This is a genomic window from Psychromonas sp., from assembly GCF_047632995.1.
Lineage (GTDB): Bacteria > Pseudomonadota > Gammaproteobacteria > Enterobacterales > Psychromonadaceae > Psychromonas.
In genome coordinates, this window is record NZ_JBLIEK010000089.1 from 1 (window position 1) to 15,167 (window position 15,167).

Consider the following 15,167-nt stretch of genomic DNA (forward strand, 5'->3'; position numbering starts at 1 on the left):
TTTTAAGCTTGGAGAATATTAAAGCCAGCCAGGCTGATATCGCTCAATGGCAGGCCGATAATACTTTTATCGCCGCGCTGAGTTTTTTTGCCGTTTATATTGCGGTTACCGCATTATCGTTACCTGGAGCGGCTGTAATGACTATTGCGGCAGGTGCTTTTTTGGGGCTGTTTTGGGGGTTGCTGATCGTTTCCTTTGCTTCAAGTATCGGTGCTACATTGGCTTTTTTGATGTCTCGGTTTGTGCTTCGCGACACTATACAAAATAAGTTTTCCGAGCGTCTAAAAACGATTAATCAGGGGATTGAGCGGGATGGTGCTTTTTATCTCTTTACGCTGCGTTTGGTACCTGTATTCCCATTTTTCTTAATCAATATACTGATGGGTTTAACCCCCATTCGAACTGCAACATTTTTTGTTGTAAGTCAGGTCGGCATGCTGGCAGGGACCTTCGTCTTTGTTAATGCCGGGACACAACTGGCTCAAGTTGATAGTTTGTCGGGCATATTATCCCCTAGTTTATTGCTCTCATTTGCTTTGCTTGGTCTGTTTCCCTGGATAGCCAAAAAAATGATAGCTATTCTAAAGCAGCGTAAAGTCTATGCGCAATGGGATAAACCAAAACAATTTGACCGTAACCTGATAGTTATTGGCGGCGGCGCAGCGGGTTTAGTTTCTTCTTATATTGCAGCTGTTGTGAAAGCAAAAGTGACCTTGATTGAAGCGCATAAAATGGGCGGTGATTGCTTAAATTATGGCTGTGTTCCCAGCAAAGCTTTAATCAAAAGTGCAAAAGTTGCCAAGCAAATGTCTACTGCCAGCCATTATGGACTGCAGTCAGTGACGCCCACTTTTAGCTTTCGTAATGTCATGGATAGGGTACATAAAGTGATTGCGGCCATAGAGCCTCATGACAGCATCGATCGCTATACAAAACTGGGTGTTGAAGTACTGCAAGGCTACGGCAAATTAGTCGACCCTTGGACTGTGGAAATAAAATTAAATGATGGCACAAGTCAAAGATTAACCGCGCGCTCTATTATTATTGCCGCGGGCGCCAAGCCTTTTGTGCCGCCTATACCGGGCTTAGAAGAGGTCGGTTATCTGACCAGCGATACGCTTTGGCATGAATTTGCAAAATTAGATGATGCACCTAAGCGTTTAGTGGTTTTAGGCGGAGGACCGATAGGTTGTGAGTTGGCACAAAGCTTTGCCCGTTTAGGTTCGAAAGTCTCACAAATTGAAATGGCTCCTCGCATTATGCTAAGGGAAGATCCTGAAGTATCAGATCTTACCAAAGCCTCATTAGAAGCTGATGGTGTGCAGGTACTGACGGACCATAAAGCGATACGATTAGAAAAAAATGGCGACAGTAAAATATTGGTTGTGGAATTTGAGGGTAAAGAAAAGCAGATTGAGTTTGACCAACTTATCTGCGCCGTTGGCCGAGTCGCCCGTCTCAGTGGTTATGGCTTAGAGGATATTGGCGTTTCTACCAAGAACACCGTCATTACTGATGGTTATTTGCAAACTTTATATCCGAATATTTTTGCTGCGGGTGATGTGGCCGGGCCTTTTCAGTTTACCCATACCGCAGCTCATCAAGCATGGTATGCCGCTGTGAATGCACTGTTTGGACAGTTTAAAAAATTCAAAGTTGATTATTCTGTGATCCCCTGGGCGACCTTTACAGATCCTGAAGTTGCCAGAGTAGGATTAAACGAACAAGATGCGAAGCAGCAAGGTATTGCCTATGAAGTGACGCGTTACGGGCTTGATGACTTGGATCGTGCTATTGCCGATGGCACTGATCAGGGCTTTGTTAAAGTATTAACTAAACCGGGTAAGGATACTATTTTGGGGGTGACTATCGTCGGCGCTCAAGCCGGAGATTTATTACCTGAGTTTGTCCTGGCAATGAAGCACGGGCTTGGTTTAAATAAAATACTAGGCACCATACATACCTACCCTACTATGTCTGAAGCGAATAAATACGCAGCAGGTGAATGGAAGCGAGCGCATGCACCGCAAAAAATATTAGTTTGGCTGGCTAAATATCACAACTGGCGAAGAGGTTGAAAATCATGAAAATCATAAAAGGGTTGCTGGTTAATTGTCTTTTTTTATTGTTTTTTCTTTCCGGGGCTTCGGCCTCAGCTGCAGATTTTCAACATAAACAGTGGGATCAATTGTTAAAAAAATATGTTGTCAATATTCAGCAAGGTCGAGCGACCCAAGTTGATTATGCCGGCATGAAGACGGATCGCGTCGAGCTTAAGCAATATTTGGCTGCTTTGAGTAAAGTCTCTGACGTTACCTTTCAGGGATGGTCAGAATCACAACGCTTAGCTTTTTTAATTAATGGCTACAATGCATGGACTGTCGAGTTGATTTTAACTGAATATCCTAATCTTGAATCGATTAAAGATCTTGGCTCTTTATTCAGTTCTCCCTGGAAAAAAGATTTTATTCCTTTATTAGGTAAAACGCGCTCGTTAGATAATATTGAGCAAGATCTTATTCGTGGTAACTTTAAAGAGCCGCGCATTCATTTTGCACTTAATTGTGCCAGTATTGGTTGTCCTGCTTTGAGAGGGGAGGCCTATCAAAGTGATCTTCTTGAAGCACAACTTAGCGATGCAATAAATCTATTTTTATCCGATAGCAGTCGTAACCGTTTACAGGGAAACGAATTACAAATTTCTAAAATATTTAAATGGTATCAAGATGATTTTGAGCAGCAGCAAACTTTAGCGCAATTTTTAGTAAAGAACGGTAAGGCACTTAAGTTAACTGAGCAGCAGCAACAGGCGTTATTACGTGGGGATATTGATATTGAATATTTAGATTATAATTGGTCCTTGAATGTAATCCGCTAATAAAAGAGTCCTATTTATTAGCGGAGATAGAGAATAATTACGTACGAAATTTAAATCTATTTACGCCTGTCACTTTAATCAGGAAAAATAAATTATTTGCTAAATAGGAGACAACTATCAATTTATTAGCGACCGATTGCACACTCGTTTTAGTCTGTAAACGTCCTGCTTTGTATCAGGGTAAGCAGCGGCTTGCTGAGACCATCGGGGCGGAAAAAGCCTTGGTTTTTGCCCAACTTCTTCTCAATTGCGCTGTGGAAGATTTAAACGGCTGGCAAGGAAAGGTAGTGATTTCCCCCTCTCATGATGGTGATCAACAATGGGCTACAGATCTGCTCAGCAAAGCGACTTTAGTTATTCCACAAGTTGCAGGTAATTTAGGTGAGCGTCTCAATAGTTTAGACAGGCAGCTTCGAGAGCTTGGGCATCAGCAAATTATCTATATCGGCAGTGATGCGCCTATTTTAACAGCGCAGGATTATCTGCAAATAATCGATGCCTTAAAAAACCATGATGTGGCATTATCGCCAGCACTTGATGGCGGAGTGACAATGATGGCATCTAACAAGCCCTGGCCTGATATGAGGGATTTACCCTGGAGTACGGCGCAGCTTGGCGCATCACTTGAACAGCTTTGCAAACAGCAGGACTCTACTGTCGCCAAAACCTCCCCCACATATGATATAGATACCGAGCAACAACTAGTGCAGTTAACGCAAGATCTTGCTCAGGATAAACGTCCAGCCAGGCAGGATCTCTTTAAACAAATAAATATACTCATAAAGGCCGCGCATTATGCATGATCTCGTTCAGGAATATTACGGAAAAACCTTACAAAGCTCAGGCGATCTGCAAACCAATGCTTGTTGTACAGATGATGCGATGCCGGAATACTTAAAGTCTGTGCTGAGCAATATTCACGATGAGGTGATGATGCGCTACTACGGTTGCGGTCTGGTCTGTCCAGAGTTATTAGAAGGTGCCAAAATTCTCGATCTTGGTAGTGGCTCTGGTCGTGACGTTTATGCGTTAGCGCAACTGGTTGGCGAACAAGGCGAAGTGGTTGGCGTAGACATGACGGATGAGCAGCTTGAGGTTGCTAATCGCCATGTACAGTATCATGGGGAAAAATTTGGTTTTGCCAATACCAGTTTTAAAAAAGGCTATATTGAGAAGCTCAATGAATTAGATCTTGAACCTGGCAGCTTCGATATTATTGTCTCTAACTGTGTAATCAACCTCTCACCGGACAAGGAAGCGGTTTTAAAGCAGGCCTATGAATTACTCAAACAAGGCGGTGAGCTCTATTTCTCCGATGTCTATGCAGATCGCCGTGTTGCGCAAAACTTGGTTGATGATCCGCTGCTCTATGGAGAATGTTTAAGTGGCGCGCTGTACTGGAACGATTTTATCAATTTGGCAAAAAAAGCAGGCTTTGCCGATCCGCGGCTGGTTAGTGACAGACCGCTTAGCATAGATAATCCCAAAATAAGCGCCAAAATAGGCCATATCAACTTTTTCTCGGCAACCTACCGGCTGTTTAAGTTGCCCTCTCTTGAGAGCCATTGTGAAGATTATGGCCAGGCCGTTATCTATAAAGGCAGCATAACGCAACAACCGAAAGCCTTTAACTTAGATAAACACCACCATATCGAAACAGGTAAAGTATTCCCCGTTTGTGGCAACACATGGAAAATGCTCCACGACACCCGATTTAAAACTCATTTTGAATTTATCGGAAATTTCGCTACCCACTTTGGCATCTTTGCCGGATGTGGAACGAGTCTGCCTTTTGAGCAGAGCATGGATCAAAACAACAGTGGCGGATGCTGCTAGGGGCTGCTAATGGTAAGTGCTAAAAAATCAAATGAATGGCATATAACACCGCAGGGCTCCCCGCGCGGTTATATCCAACCTGAGCGTTTAAAAGAGCTGTGGTTTCATACCGGAACACGTTGTAATCTGGCCTGTGACTTTTGTCTGGAAGGTTCAAACCCAGCCGATAAACGCCTGGGCTCACCAACGCTGGCAGAAATCAAACCTTATATAGATCAGGCGCTGGAAATGGGTGTCGAGAAGTTTTCCTTTACCGGTGGCGAGCCTTTCCTGGTTAAGGAAATTATTGAAATTCTTGATTACGCCTCACAATATAAGCCGGTTCTGGTGCTCACTAATGGCACCGAGCCCTTAATAAAGCGCTTAGATAAGCTAACTGATCTGACAGCTAATCCCTATCCTATCTCCTTAAGGGTGAGTCTCGATAATGTGCACCCTGACAACCATGATGCCCATCGCGGTGAAGGGAACTTTGCCAAGGTGATTAGCGGCTTAAATGCTTTGCACCAGCGTGGTTTTCCTGTTTCTGTTGCCCGGCATATGCAACAAGATGAAAATAGCGCGGAGATTGAGCAGGGGTTCAAACAACTTTTTGCCCTTAACGGGCTGCCGGATGATCTGCCTATGGTTGCCTTTCCCGATTTTCTAACGCCGGGGTCACTGCCACACGTCCCGCATATTAGCGAGCACTGTATGACCGAGTATCAAAGTGCCCAAAGCCGTGAAAAGTTTATGTGCCATTCCTCTAAAATGGTCGTAAAACGCGATGGAAAAATGAAGGTGTATGCCTGTACGCTGGTTGATGATGATCTTGAATATGAGATGGGCAGTGATCTGAAAGCAAGCCAGCAGCTGCGAATAAGTATGAAGCATCACAGATGTTACAGCTGTTTTGCCTATGGATCCTCCTGTAGTGAGACATAAGGATATTAACAATGAAGCAAAAAACTAATGTGCTGTTTTTATGCACTGGTAATTCCTGTCGCAGTCAAATGGCGGAAGGCTGGGCAAAGTCCCTTAACCTTGAGAATGTTGAATTTTATTCGGCGGGTATCGAAGCGCATGGACTCAACCTTAATGCCGTTAAAGTGATGCAGGAATCCGGTATCGATATGAATCAGCATCGCTCGCAACTGCTCAGTGAATTCTCTGATATCAATTTTGATCTGGTTTTTGCTGTGTGTGATAAAGCGAATAAAAACTGTCCTGCATTTGACGGCGAAACCCAAGTTATCTGTCATCAGTTTGATGATCCGCCTAAGCTGGCACAAGGGCTGACAGATGAAACAAGGGTATTAGATTGTTACCGCCAAGTAAGAGACCAGATAAAGCATTGGATAGACGAATTATCACAACAACTGATCACCTCCCATTAAAGGAATAACAATATGCTCGCAATTATCGGTGGCACTGGAATTTATCAATTTGAAGGTCTGGATATCATTGCCAATCACCAGCTGGACACACCTTATGGTCAGCCTTCAGCTGAAATTATCGAAGGCCAGTATGGGCAATTAAAACTATTTTTCCTAGCAAGGCATGGCAGTGGCCATCAGCTCTTACCGCATGAAGTTAACTATCGCGCTAATATCTGGGCACTTAAAAGCCTTGGCGTGACACAAATTATCGGGCTGTCGGCGACCGGCTCTTTGCAACAGGAGATTGCGCCGGGCGATCTATCCATTCCATCTCAATATTTTGATTTTATAAAAGGGGATCGGCAGAAAAGCTTTTTTGGTGAAGGCATTGCCGCGCATGTATCAACGGCAGAGCCAACCTGCCCACAGCTGGCAGAAAATATCGCTAAGGCGGCCAAGCAGTTGGAGATTACGCTGCATCAAAACAAAACTTATGCCTGTGTCGATGGGCCGCGTTTAGGCACGCGTGCTGAAAGTCTGTTTTTAAAAAATGCGGTAAAGGCTGATTTGGTCGGCATGACCAATGTACCGGAAGTGTTTTTAGCCAGAGAAGCGCAAATCTGCTACTGCACTATTGCTATCGCAACCGATTATGACTGCTGGCAGGATGATCCTGCTCATCATGTTACCGTTGAGCAGGTGATCTCTCGTTATGGTCAAAGTTTAGAAAAAGCAAAATTGCTGCTAAAAACCTATCTTGCCCATTACCATCAAGCCGCTGACGACAATAGTGCGCAACGACAAAGTCTGGCTTGTGCCGTGCTTACCCCTTTGGATCATATTCCCGAGGATAAAAAAGCATTACTGCAACTATTGAAAAGATAAGATGAACAACATTTCACTGTCAATTGTGATCCCGCTGGCCAAGGGTGAGCGCCAGTGGTTACGCTTATGTGATGATTTTTCTCTGCTGCCGGACGGCAGCGAAATTATCATTGTTGCCTGCAATGGTGAGCAGTTAGGCGAACAGTTAGCGAGCTTAAAGCGGCGTTTTTGCAGGTTAAGCTGGCAGCTTATCTACAGCACGCAAGGGCGAGGGATACAACTCAATAAAGGGGCAGCCTTGGCTCGGCAACCCTTTATCTGGTTTTTACATGCTGATAGCCAAATCACGGCAGATAATATCAACGCATTACTTGCTTGCCTGGCGAATAAAAATAGCCAGAATTCACTCTTTTATTTCGACCTCTATTTTTTCGATAAAAGCAGTTGGCGACTTAAAATCAATGAAGCCGGTGCCCGGTTTCGCTCCAATCTGCTTGGCTTGCCATTTGGCGATCAGGGCTTTTTTGTTAGCAAAGAAACCTTTAATAGCTTAGGTGGTTATCGCGAAGATACCCCTTACGGCGAGGATCACCTGTTGGTATGGCAGGCTAAGCAGCAGGGCGTAAAACTGCGGCGCTGCGCCAGTCAACTTGCCACCAGTGCCAGAAAATATGAGCTTTACGGTTGGCGCTCTTTGACGCTAAAATATCAATACCTTTGGCCTAAACAGGCTATTCCTCAACTAGTAAAACTGATAAAAATAAAGTTTTTTTGAATTTGGGAGGTGCTCTCTTATTGGACTTTAATTACTGTGGTTGAGGACTTATTAATAAGCCCATTCTTGCTCTATCGCCTAGTAATGGAATCGATGGACGGCCAACATTTCTCCTTTCCCATTGAACAGTGCCACCTGCCAATCACCGTGCATATGCGGTCGGATAAACTTTCTTGAATAACTTCTCCAACGGTTAGACCATACACCTACTTTCACCTTAGCTATCGCTTTACCGTCCAAACTCCACTTGTAATAGAGTGTTTTATCTTTTAATCCGACAGCGTCAGAGTATGCGTATACAGTTGCAATATTGTTGGCATCAAAAACAATGTCATCGATGGAGCCTACAGGCTCTTTACTTATTACGGCTTTAGAAATTACAAAGCGTTTAATATGCGCTGAAAATACGGTTGTGTCGACGGCAGTAAAAATAACGTCAGGCGCTGTTTTAGGCTGTGCTGTTAGCGTTTTATTTTTGTTTTCATCTATTACCGCTGTCTCTGTTCCCTTATTATCACTGTTGGAGATAGCCGTTTTACTCACAGACTGTATTGCTATTGAGCTCTCTTTTACGGAGTTAAAAGGCGTAGTAATAACGGCTTTAGTCTCCTGTGTTGGCTTAACGGGTTGATTTAAATAATTGAATACACAGCCAGCTAGCACCGCAACGGTAATGGCTAGCAGCAGAGTCGCCCCTATAATTCGCTGCCAATGATAAATATAGCCTGCCTCTTCTTTAGCCGCGTTATCTACTGGTGTTACAAAATTAATTCGGATATTGAGTTTCTTGGCTTTCTTCATTTTGTTCTGCTCTCGCTCCCGACGTTTGTGCGGGCCCTGTTGGATGTTCATGAAATCAAAAAGTGCAGACTGTATTTTGTATAATTTCACTTATACCTTTTCACTATATAGCGCTACTGGCAATGAGAGTAGCTTGGTCAGACCCAACCGTCAAAAATGCGCGTAGAATCTCGTTTTAAGGCATAATTAAAATGCTAAATTTTTAAAATATCGCACCTGGGATGTTGCTTGCACAGGAAAAAACGGCCACTTGCTGTACCCCACCAAGGCATAGCAGCGCGGCTCTTAGTTACTATGTTTCTGCTATTTATCGGCTAAGTACGGTTTCATCTGAGCTGAAAAGCCCTTATAATAATGAACAATTTTATTTTTAACTTACGCATTCGGAAAACATTGTGACAAAAAAGATCCAAGCTATTCGTGGCATGAACGATACCCTACCTGAACAAACACCTGTTTGGCAAAAATTAGAATCGTTATTTAGACAAGTTGTTAGCAGTTATGGTTATTCTGAAATCCGTATGCCGATTGTTGAAAATACCAATCTTTTCAAGCGCTCAATTGGTGAAGTAACTGATATCGTAGAAAAAGAGATGTACACCTTTGCAGATCGCAATGGTGATAGTTTAACGCTTCGCCCGGAAGGCACCGCCTCGTGCGTGCGTGCGGGCAATGAACATGGTTTATTGTACAATCAGGAACGCCGTTTATGGTATACCGGACCTATGTTCCGCCATGAACGTCCGCAAAAAGGACGTTATCGTCAATTTCATCAGTTTGGCGTGGAAACATTCGGTATCGCCAGTGCCGATGCCGACGCGGAAGTGATTTTACTGTCAGCGCGTCTCTGGAAAGCGCTGGGGATTGAGCAGCATGTAGAATTGCAGTTGAATTCATTAGGCAGCAATGAAGCGCGTGCGTTATACAAACAGGCGTTAGTTGAGTTTTTATCGCAACATGTTGATAAGCTAGATGAAGATAGCAAACGCCGTATGCATACTAACCCTTTGCGTGTTTTAGACAGCAAAAATCCAGAAATCCAAGCGTTATTAGTTGATGCGCCGAAACTTTCTGAACACCTTGATGACGAATCTGTTGCACATTTTGAGCAGTTAAAAAAATATCTGGATGCTGTTGGCGTTAAATATGTTATTAATGAGCGTTTAGTGCGCGGACTTGATTATTATAATCGCACCGTCTTTGAGTGGGTAACAAACAGCTTAGGGTCTCAAGGAACTATCTGTGCGGGTGGTCGCTACGATGGTTTGGTCGAGCAGTTAGGAGGCAAAACCACCCCGGCTGTTGGTTTTGCAATGGGCCTTGAGCGAATCATTTTGATGCTGGAAACATTGGCATTAAATGAGGATGTTAAAAATGACGTTGATATCTACAGTGTATTAGTCGGTGAAGGTACTTCCCTTGCCGGTTTTAAAATGGCGGAGTGTATCCGCACTGAATTACCCATGCTTAAAATAATGCATCATTGTGGCGCGGGCAACTTTAAAAAACAGATGAAACGAGCAGATAAGAGCGGTGCGCGCATCGCATTAATTATCGGCGAAAGTGAATTGGATAGTGGCTGCGTCACAATAAAAGAATTACAAGGTAAGACACCGCAACAAACGGTTGCAATGGATCAGTTAATTAAGGTATTACCTACTTATTTTTAACTAATTGAATTTATAAGGAATCACAAGTGGTTGATATTATCGAAGGTTACGAAACAGAAGAACAGCAAGTTGATGCAATCAAAGGCTGGTGGAAAGAGAACGGCAATACGTTAATCATAGGTGCTGTTGTTGGTTTGGTTGGTTTATGGGGATGGCGTTTTTATAATGAATCCGTTCTTACTGGTCAAGAGCGTGCATCACAAGCTTATTCTGATATGTTGCTCAAATTTGAGGCACAAGGTGCAGATAAAGATTTTGAAAATATAAGCACATTTGTTGCTGATAATATTGATAATAGTTATGGCGTACTCGCCTCTTTACTGCTCGCAAAAGAAGCGGTTACGCAAAAAGACTTTAAATTAGCGCAAACACAATTAGTGCAGCTGCAAAGTCAGAATAGCTACGCACCGCTTAACGCAGTGATTAACCTGCGATTAGCACGTGTTCAATTTGAACTGGGTGAGTATGAGCAGGCGCTAATAACCTTGGCGTTGATTTCTGAAAAAAACTTTTTAGCAAAAGCTTACCAAGTGAAAGGCAGCATTTATCTAAAACAAGATAAACTAGAAAAAGCACGCTCTGCATTCCAAGATGCGATCAATGCAAGCAAAGGGCGCGTGGATCCCATTTTACAGTTACTGTTTGATGATCTTGCTCTACCTGCCGATGCATCTATTACCGCGCCTATTCTTGACGCTGAAAAATAGATTGAGAGAACAGATGAAAAAATGCTTCAAGCGTATTGCTATTATTGGCAGCGCTACTTTTTTATTAGCAGGTTGCTCCATTTTCTCCAGTGAAGATGATGTGGTTGTAATGGCAGAGCTGCCTGTTTTTGAAAGTTCATATCAGCCGCAAATAGCTTGGCAGAATAGTATTGGTGATGGTGTTGATAAATATTATTCACAATTACAACCTGCCGTTGATCTGCAGCGCGTTTATGTTGCATCGCGCGATGGCCAACTAAAAGCATTTCAGCTGGATAGCGGAAAATTAATTTGGTCAAATGATTTTAGTGACGATCCAAGTAATGAATTAAACCGCTCGGCACGATTTTCAGGCGGGATAGCGTTAGCAACGGATACGTTATTTATCGGTACTGAAAATGCCCAGCTCTTAGCATTTGATAAAAGTAATGGTAAGTTAAAGTGGTTGGCTAACGTCACGGGTGAAATCATCGCACAACCAGTTTATGGCGAGGGTAAGGTTGTGGTGCACACCTCTCGTGGTGATCTGATTGCATTAGATGCTGACACTGGAAAGGAGCTCTGGACCTTAACTAATAAGCAGCCCAAGTTAACATTGCGCGGCAGTGCCACACCGTCAATTTCACAAGGGGGAATCGTTTACGGCCGAGCTGATGGGTTTGTTGCCGTGGCTTTATTAGCCGACGGGCGTCCTCTTTGGCAGTTGCCAGTTGCGCGTCCACACGGAGCAACTGAGCTGGACCGCTTGGTCGATGTCGATATGCAGCCCATTATTAATAACGGCATTGTTTATACGCTTGCGTATAACGGCAACCTGATTGCTATCGATTTACTAAAAGGTGAACAGCTTTGGTCACGTAAATACGCTGGCTTTAGTGATATCGCGTTATCGGGTAATACACTTTATTTAAGTGATTACCGAGGCTATGTTTTTGCTGTAGATAAAAAATCAGGCACCGAACTTTGGGTAAATGATCAACTTGCATACCGCAATGTAACGGGTGTTACTGTGGCCAATGAGTATATTGTTGTGGGTGATGGCGAAGGGTATCTGCATTGGTTAAATCGCGATGATGGTAGCTTTGTTGCGCAGCAATATCTTGATTCGGATGGTCTCTATATGCAGCCTATTGCGACGCGCAGCCACCTTTATCTGCAAACGCGCAGTGGTAAATTAATTGCCATTGAAAAACCGTCGTTAAATGTAGAATAATTACTTAATTATTTACTGTATACTAGCCCCTCGCCTTTTTGCCGAGGGGCTTTTTTTTTGTTTATAGGATTGAAATATGTTACCAGTGCTCGCTTTAGTTGGCCGTCCAAATGTCGGTAAATCGACTTTATTTAACCGTTTGACTCATACTCGTGATGCGTTGGTTGCGGATTTTCCTGGTTTGACGCGAGATCGTAAATACGGGCAAGCAAAAATCGATGAGAAAGAGTTTATTGTCATTGATACCGGAGGTATTACTGGGGATGAAGAGGGAATTGATGCGTTAATGGCCGGGCAATCTTTGCAAGCAATTGAAGAAGCCGATGCTGTTTTATTTCTCGTTGATGCCCGTGTGGGAATGATGGTGGCGGATCAAGCGATTGCCGATCATCTGCGCAAACAACATAAAAAGATATTTATTGTTGCCAATAAAACTGACGGTATTGATGCGGATTCCGCCTGTGCTGAGTTTTACGCCTTCGGTTTAGGTGAGGTTTATCATATTGCAGCGGCGCAAGGTAAAGGCGTGCGGCAAATGATTGATACCGCATTAGACGGTTTCTTCGAGGATCTTCCTGAAGAAGATGAATTTGATGAGTTTGCTCAAGAAGCTGAATACCTTGAAGACGATGAAGAAGCCTTATTGAAAGAGCAGGAGCGTCTTAAAAATCTGCCCATTAAATTGGCCTTAATCGGTCGCCCTAATGTCGGGAAATCAACCCTAACTAACCGTATTTTAGGTGAAGAGCGGGTGATTGTTTATGATATGCCCGGGACAACGCGAGACAGTATTTATATTCCCATGAGCCGCGATGATCGTGAATATATTCTGATCGATACAGCGGGTATACGCAGGCGTAAAAATGTCAACGAGACGGTTGAAAAATTCTCGGTGATCAAAACATTAAAAGCGATTGAAGATTGTAATGTTGTGCTATTAATTATTGATGCGCGAGATGGTATTTCAGACCAGGATTTATCGCTATTAGGGTACACATTGAACGCTGGGCGCTCACTGGTGATTGCGGTTAATAAATGGGATGGCATGAACGAATATGATAAGGATCGTGTTAAAAGTGAGTTAGATCGTCGCCTTGGTTTTATCGACTTTGCAAAAATTCATTTTATCTCTGCGCTTCATGGTACGGGTGTTGGCCATCTGTATGAGTCAGTTGAAGAAGCTTACGACTCTTCAACAAAACGCATCTCAACATCAATGTTAACGCGCATAATGGGAATGGCGGTTGACGACCATAATCCACCTATGGTGCAAGGACGTCGTGTTAAAATGCGCTACGCACATGCGGGGGGTTATAATCCGCCACTTATTGTTATTCATGGTAATCAGGTTAAAAAACTGGCTGATTCATACAAGCGTTACTTAATGAATTATTTCCGTCGCTCACTGGGCATTATGGGGACACCCATTCGTATCGAATTCCGTGAGGGTACTAATCCATTTGAAGGGCGCCGTAATAAATTAACGCCGAATCAGATGTACAAACGCCAGCGTATGATGAAATTCCACAAAAAAGGAAAATAAATTATGCAATTACAGTGTCCTAAATGTAATCACGAATTAGCGCGCAGCAGTACGCTGAAAGCCCATTGCCCGGCGTGTGACTGTGATTTTAAATTAGATGCTGCATGTGATAAGTGCGGCTCTCAACTTGAACTTTTACAGGCATGTGGTGCGACAAATTTATGGTGCGATAAGTGTAATGAACTGAAGAGTAAATCAACGGCTGTTTACAGCGTGAAGCCGCTTTAAGTTTTTACGTTAATAAACGCATAAAAAAGGCCATTAACTAAGCAAAGTTAATGGCCTTTTTGTTGTCCAATTATATTATTTGTTGATTATAACGGGCAATTATTTAAAAACGACAGTGCGGTTAGCATAGACAAAGACTTTATCATCTAATACCTGTTGCAATGCACTACTCAATACTGACCGTTCAACATCGCGGCCTGCTTTTGCAAGATCCTCCGCGCTGTAGGCATGATCTATATGGGCAATATCTTGAGTAATAATCGGCCCTTCATCGAGATCGTTATTAACAAAATGGGCGGTTGCACCGATGATTTTAACACCACGATCAAATGCTTGCTGATAAGGTTTTGCACCGATAAAGGCAGGCAAAAATGAGTGGTGGATATTAATTATTTTATTTTCATATTGTTCAACAAAATTAGGTGTCAATATGCGCATATATTTTGCAAGAATAACGTAATCAGGGGTGTAAGGTGCGACAGCTTCAAGCACTTTTTGTGAATGCTCTTCACGCGACAAACCTTCATGGCTTACTGTGTGATAAGGGATATTAAATTTAGCGACCAGCTCCTCGAGTGTATCGTAATTGCCGATAACCGCTGCGATTTCAACATCGATACCACCGTAGGTGCTTTTCATTAAAATATCGCCGAGGCAGTGCGCCTCTTTGGTGACTAATATTACAATGCGCTTACGCTTCTGTGACACTAAGCTGCGATGAGAGCCTGCTGGTAAATTAAAATCGAGATCTGCCAATAATGTTTGATCATTAAAGTAACCCTCAATTTCGGTACGCATAAAGAAGCGACCATGTTGATGGTCTACAAACTCGTTATTTTTAACGATATTTAGCTGGTGTTTTTGACAGATATTGGTGATCTGAGCAATCAGACCTTTGCTATCAGGGCAATCGGTTAGTAGTGTTTTCTTTTCCATTATTATCTCTTTTTTTCGTCGCTATACGTCTATTTGCCACAACATTTTTTATGTTTTTTGTCACTGCCACAAGGGCAGGGATCATTGCGTCCTATCTTACCTGATTTTTGTTCAGGATAAAAAACGCCATCGCAATAAAGCCACTGATCATGCTCTTTAACAAAATTTGAGCGCTCATGATGGCAATGCAATTCTCCCCCGTCTAAGAACCAGGCTTTAAATTCGACAAAACCTGTTTCATCTAAGCTTTCAGTGGCGATTATTTGTAATTTTTTCCAATCAACTGCTTTTGTCGCTAACAGTGCCGCACTGAGACTGCCCCGATAATCGCCATGGTAGCTGTCAAACAGATAATCACCTAGCTGCAAAACAAACGCGCTAAAACGGGAGCGCATCA

Annotated in this window: 16 protein-coding genes; 13 read left to right on the forward strand and 3 right to left on the reverse strand. The window is 43.1% G+C overall.

All coding sequences use genetic code 11. The features are described from left to right. The 8 genes from ACJAT7_RS13730 to ACJAT7_RS13765 form a co-directional block, all read left to right on the forward strand. On the forward strand, positions 1-2,078 hold a 2,078-nt coding region (locus ACJAT7_RS13730), incomplete at its 5' end, for an FAD-dependent oxidoreductase (protein WP_415227369.1). Between the two features lie 5 nt (positions 2,079-2,083). Next, a complete protein-coding gene (locus tag ACJAT7_RS13735; RefSeq protein ID WP_415227370.1) occupies positions 2,084-2,878 on the forward strand; it encodes a DUF547 domain-containing protein in 795 nt (264 codons plus the stop codon). 170 nt (positions 2,879-3,048) lie between these two features. After that, complete coding sequence (locus ACJAT7_RS13740; protein ID WP_415227371.1) at positions 3,049-3,681, forward strand: TIGR04282 family arsenosugar biosynthesis glycosyltransferase; 633 nt, start codon at positions 3,049-3,051, stop codon at positions 3,679-3,681. After that, entirely contained in the window at positions 3,674-4,714 is a 1,041-nt protein-coding gene (locus ACJAT7_RS13745; protein ID WP_415227372.1) for a methyltransferase domain-containing protein, read from the forward strand. Before ACJAT7_RS13740 ends, ACJAT7_RS13745 begins: the two co-directional genes overlap by 8 nt. Positions 4,715-4,723: 9 nt before the next feature. Continuing rightward, a complete protein-coding gene (locus ACJAT7_RS13750; RefSeq protein WP_415227373.1) occupies positions 4,724-5,638 on the forward strand; it encodes a radical SAM protein in 915 nt (304 codons plus the stop codon). 11 nt (positions 5,639-5,649) lie between these two features. Further along, the gene (locus tag ACJAT7_RS13755; RefSeq protein WP_415227374.1) at positions 5,650-6,090 is read left to right on the forward strand and encodes an arsenate reductase ArsC; all 441 of its coding nucleotides are present in this window, start codon (positions 5,650-5,652) and stop codon (positions 6,088-6,090) included. A 12-nt stretch (positions 6,091-6,102) separates the two neighbouring features. Next, positions 6,103-6,957 carry an S-methyl-5'-thioadenosine phosphorylase gene (gene mtnP, locus ACJAT7_RS13760; RefSeq protein ID WP_415227375.1) on the forward strand — a complete coding sequence of 285 codons (855 nt, stop codon included), beginning with the start codon at positions 6,103-6,105 and terminating at the stop codon, positions 6,955-6,957. Between the two features lies 1 nt (position 6,958). Then, positions 6,959-7,672, forward strand: coding sequence for a glycosyltransferase (locus ACJAT7_RS13765; RefSeq protein ID WP_415227376.1), 714 nt, complete (start codon positions 6,959-6,961; stop codon positions 7,670-7,672). A gap of 78 nt (positions 7,673-7,750) precedes the next feature. Here ACJAT7_RS13765 and ACJAT7_RS13770 read toward each other — a convergent pair whose 3' ends face one another. Then, positions 7,751-8,563, reverse strand: a complete 813-nt coding sequence (locus tag ACJAT7_RS13770; RefSeq protein WP_415227377.1) for a DUF2914 domain-containing protein — start codon at positions 8,561-8,563, stop codon at positions 7,751-7,753. Between the two features lie 305 nt (positions 8,564-8,868). On the opposite strand from ACJAT7_RS13770, the gene hisS reads away from it, so the two are divergent. The 5 genes from hisS to ACJAT7_RS13795 all read left to right on the forward strand — a co-directional run bounded on the left by hisS (position 8,869) and on the right by ACJAT7_RS13795 (position 13,834). Further along, positions 8,869-10,143, forward strand: a complete 1,275-nt coding sequence (hisS, locus tag ACJAT7_RS13775) for a histidine--tRNA ligase (RefSeq protein ID WP_415227378.1) — start codon at positions 8,869-8,871, stop codon at positions 10,141-10,143. A gap of 26 nt (positions 10,144-10,169) precedes the next feature. Continuing rightward, complete coding sequence (locus ACJAT7_RS13780; protein ID WP_415227379.1) at positions 10,170-10,850, forward strand: YfgM family protein; 681 nt, start codon at positions 10,170-10,172, stop codon at positions 10,848-10,850. Between the two features lie 13 nt (positions 10,851-10,863). Then, positions 10,864-12,063, forward strand: coding sequence for an outer membrane protein assembly factor BamB (bamB, locus tag ACJAT7_RS13785; protein ID WP_415227380.1), 1,200 nt, complete (start codon positions 10,864-10,866; stop codon positions 12,061-12,063). A 76-nt stretch (positions 12,064-12,139) separates the two neighbouring features. Continuing rightward, the gene (gene der, locus ACJAT7_RS13790) at positions 12,140-13,606 is read left to right on the forward strand and encodes a ribosome biogenesis GTPase Der (protein WP_415227381.1); all 1,467 of its coding nucleotides are present in this window, start codon (positions 12,140-12,142) and stop codon (positions 13,604-13,606) included. A gap of 3 nt (positions 13,607-13,609) precedes the next feature. Continuing rightward, positions 13,610-13,834: a zinc ribbon domain-containing protein gene (locus tag ACJAT7_RS13795; RefSeq protein WP_415227382.1), complete on the forward strand. Its 225-nt coding sequence runs from the start codon at positions 13,610-13,612 to the stop codon at positions 13,832-13,834. A gap of 99 nt (positions 13,835-13,933) precedes the next feature. On the opposite strand, the gene purU is transcribed toward ACJAT7_RS13795, so the two are convergent. Both purU and ACJAT7_RS13805 read right to left on the reverse strand, forming a co-directional pair. After that, complete coding sequence (gene purU / locus ACJAT7_RS13800; RefSeq protein ID WP_415227383.1) at positions 13,934-14,770, reverse strand: formyltetrahydrofolate deformylase; 837 nt, start codon at positions 14,768-14,770, stop codon at positions 13,934-13,936. 29 nt (positions 14,771-14,799) lie between these two features. Continuing rightward, positions 14,800-15,167, reverse strand: a 368-nt coding sequence (locus ACJAT7_RS13805) for a YchJ family protein (RefSeq protein ID WP_415227384.1), incomplete at its 5' end; no start/stop codon positions are given.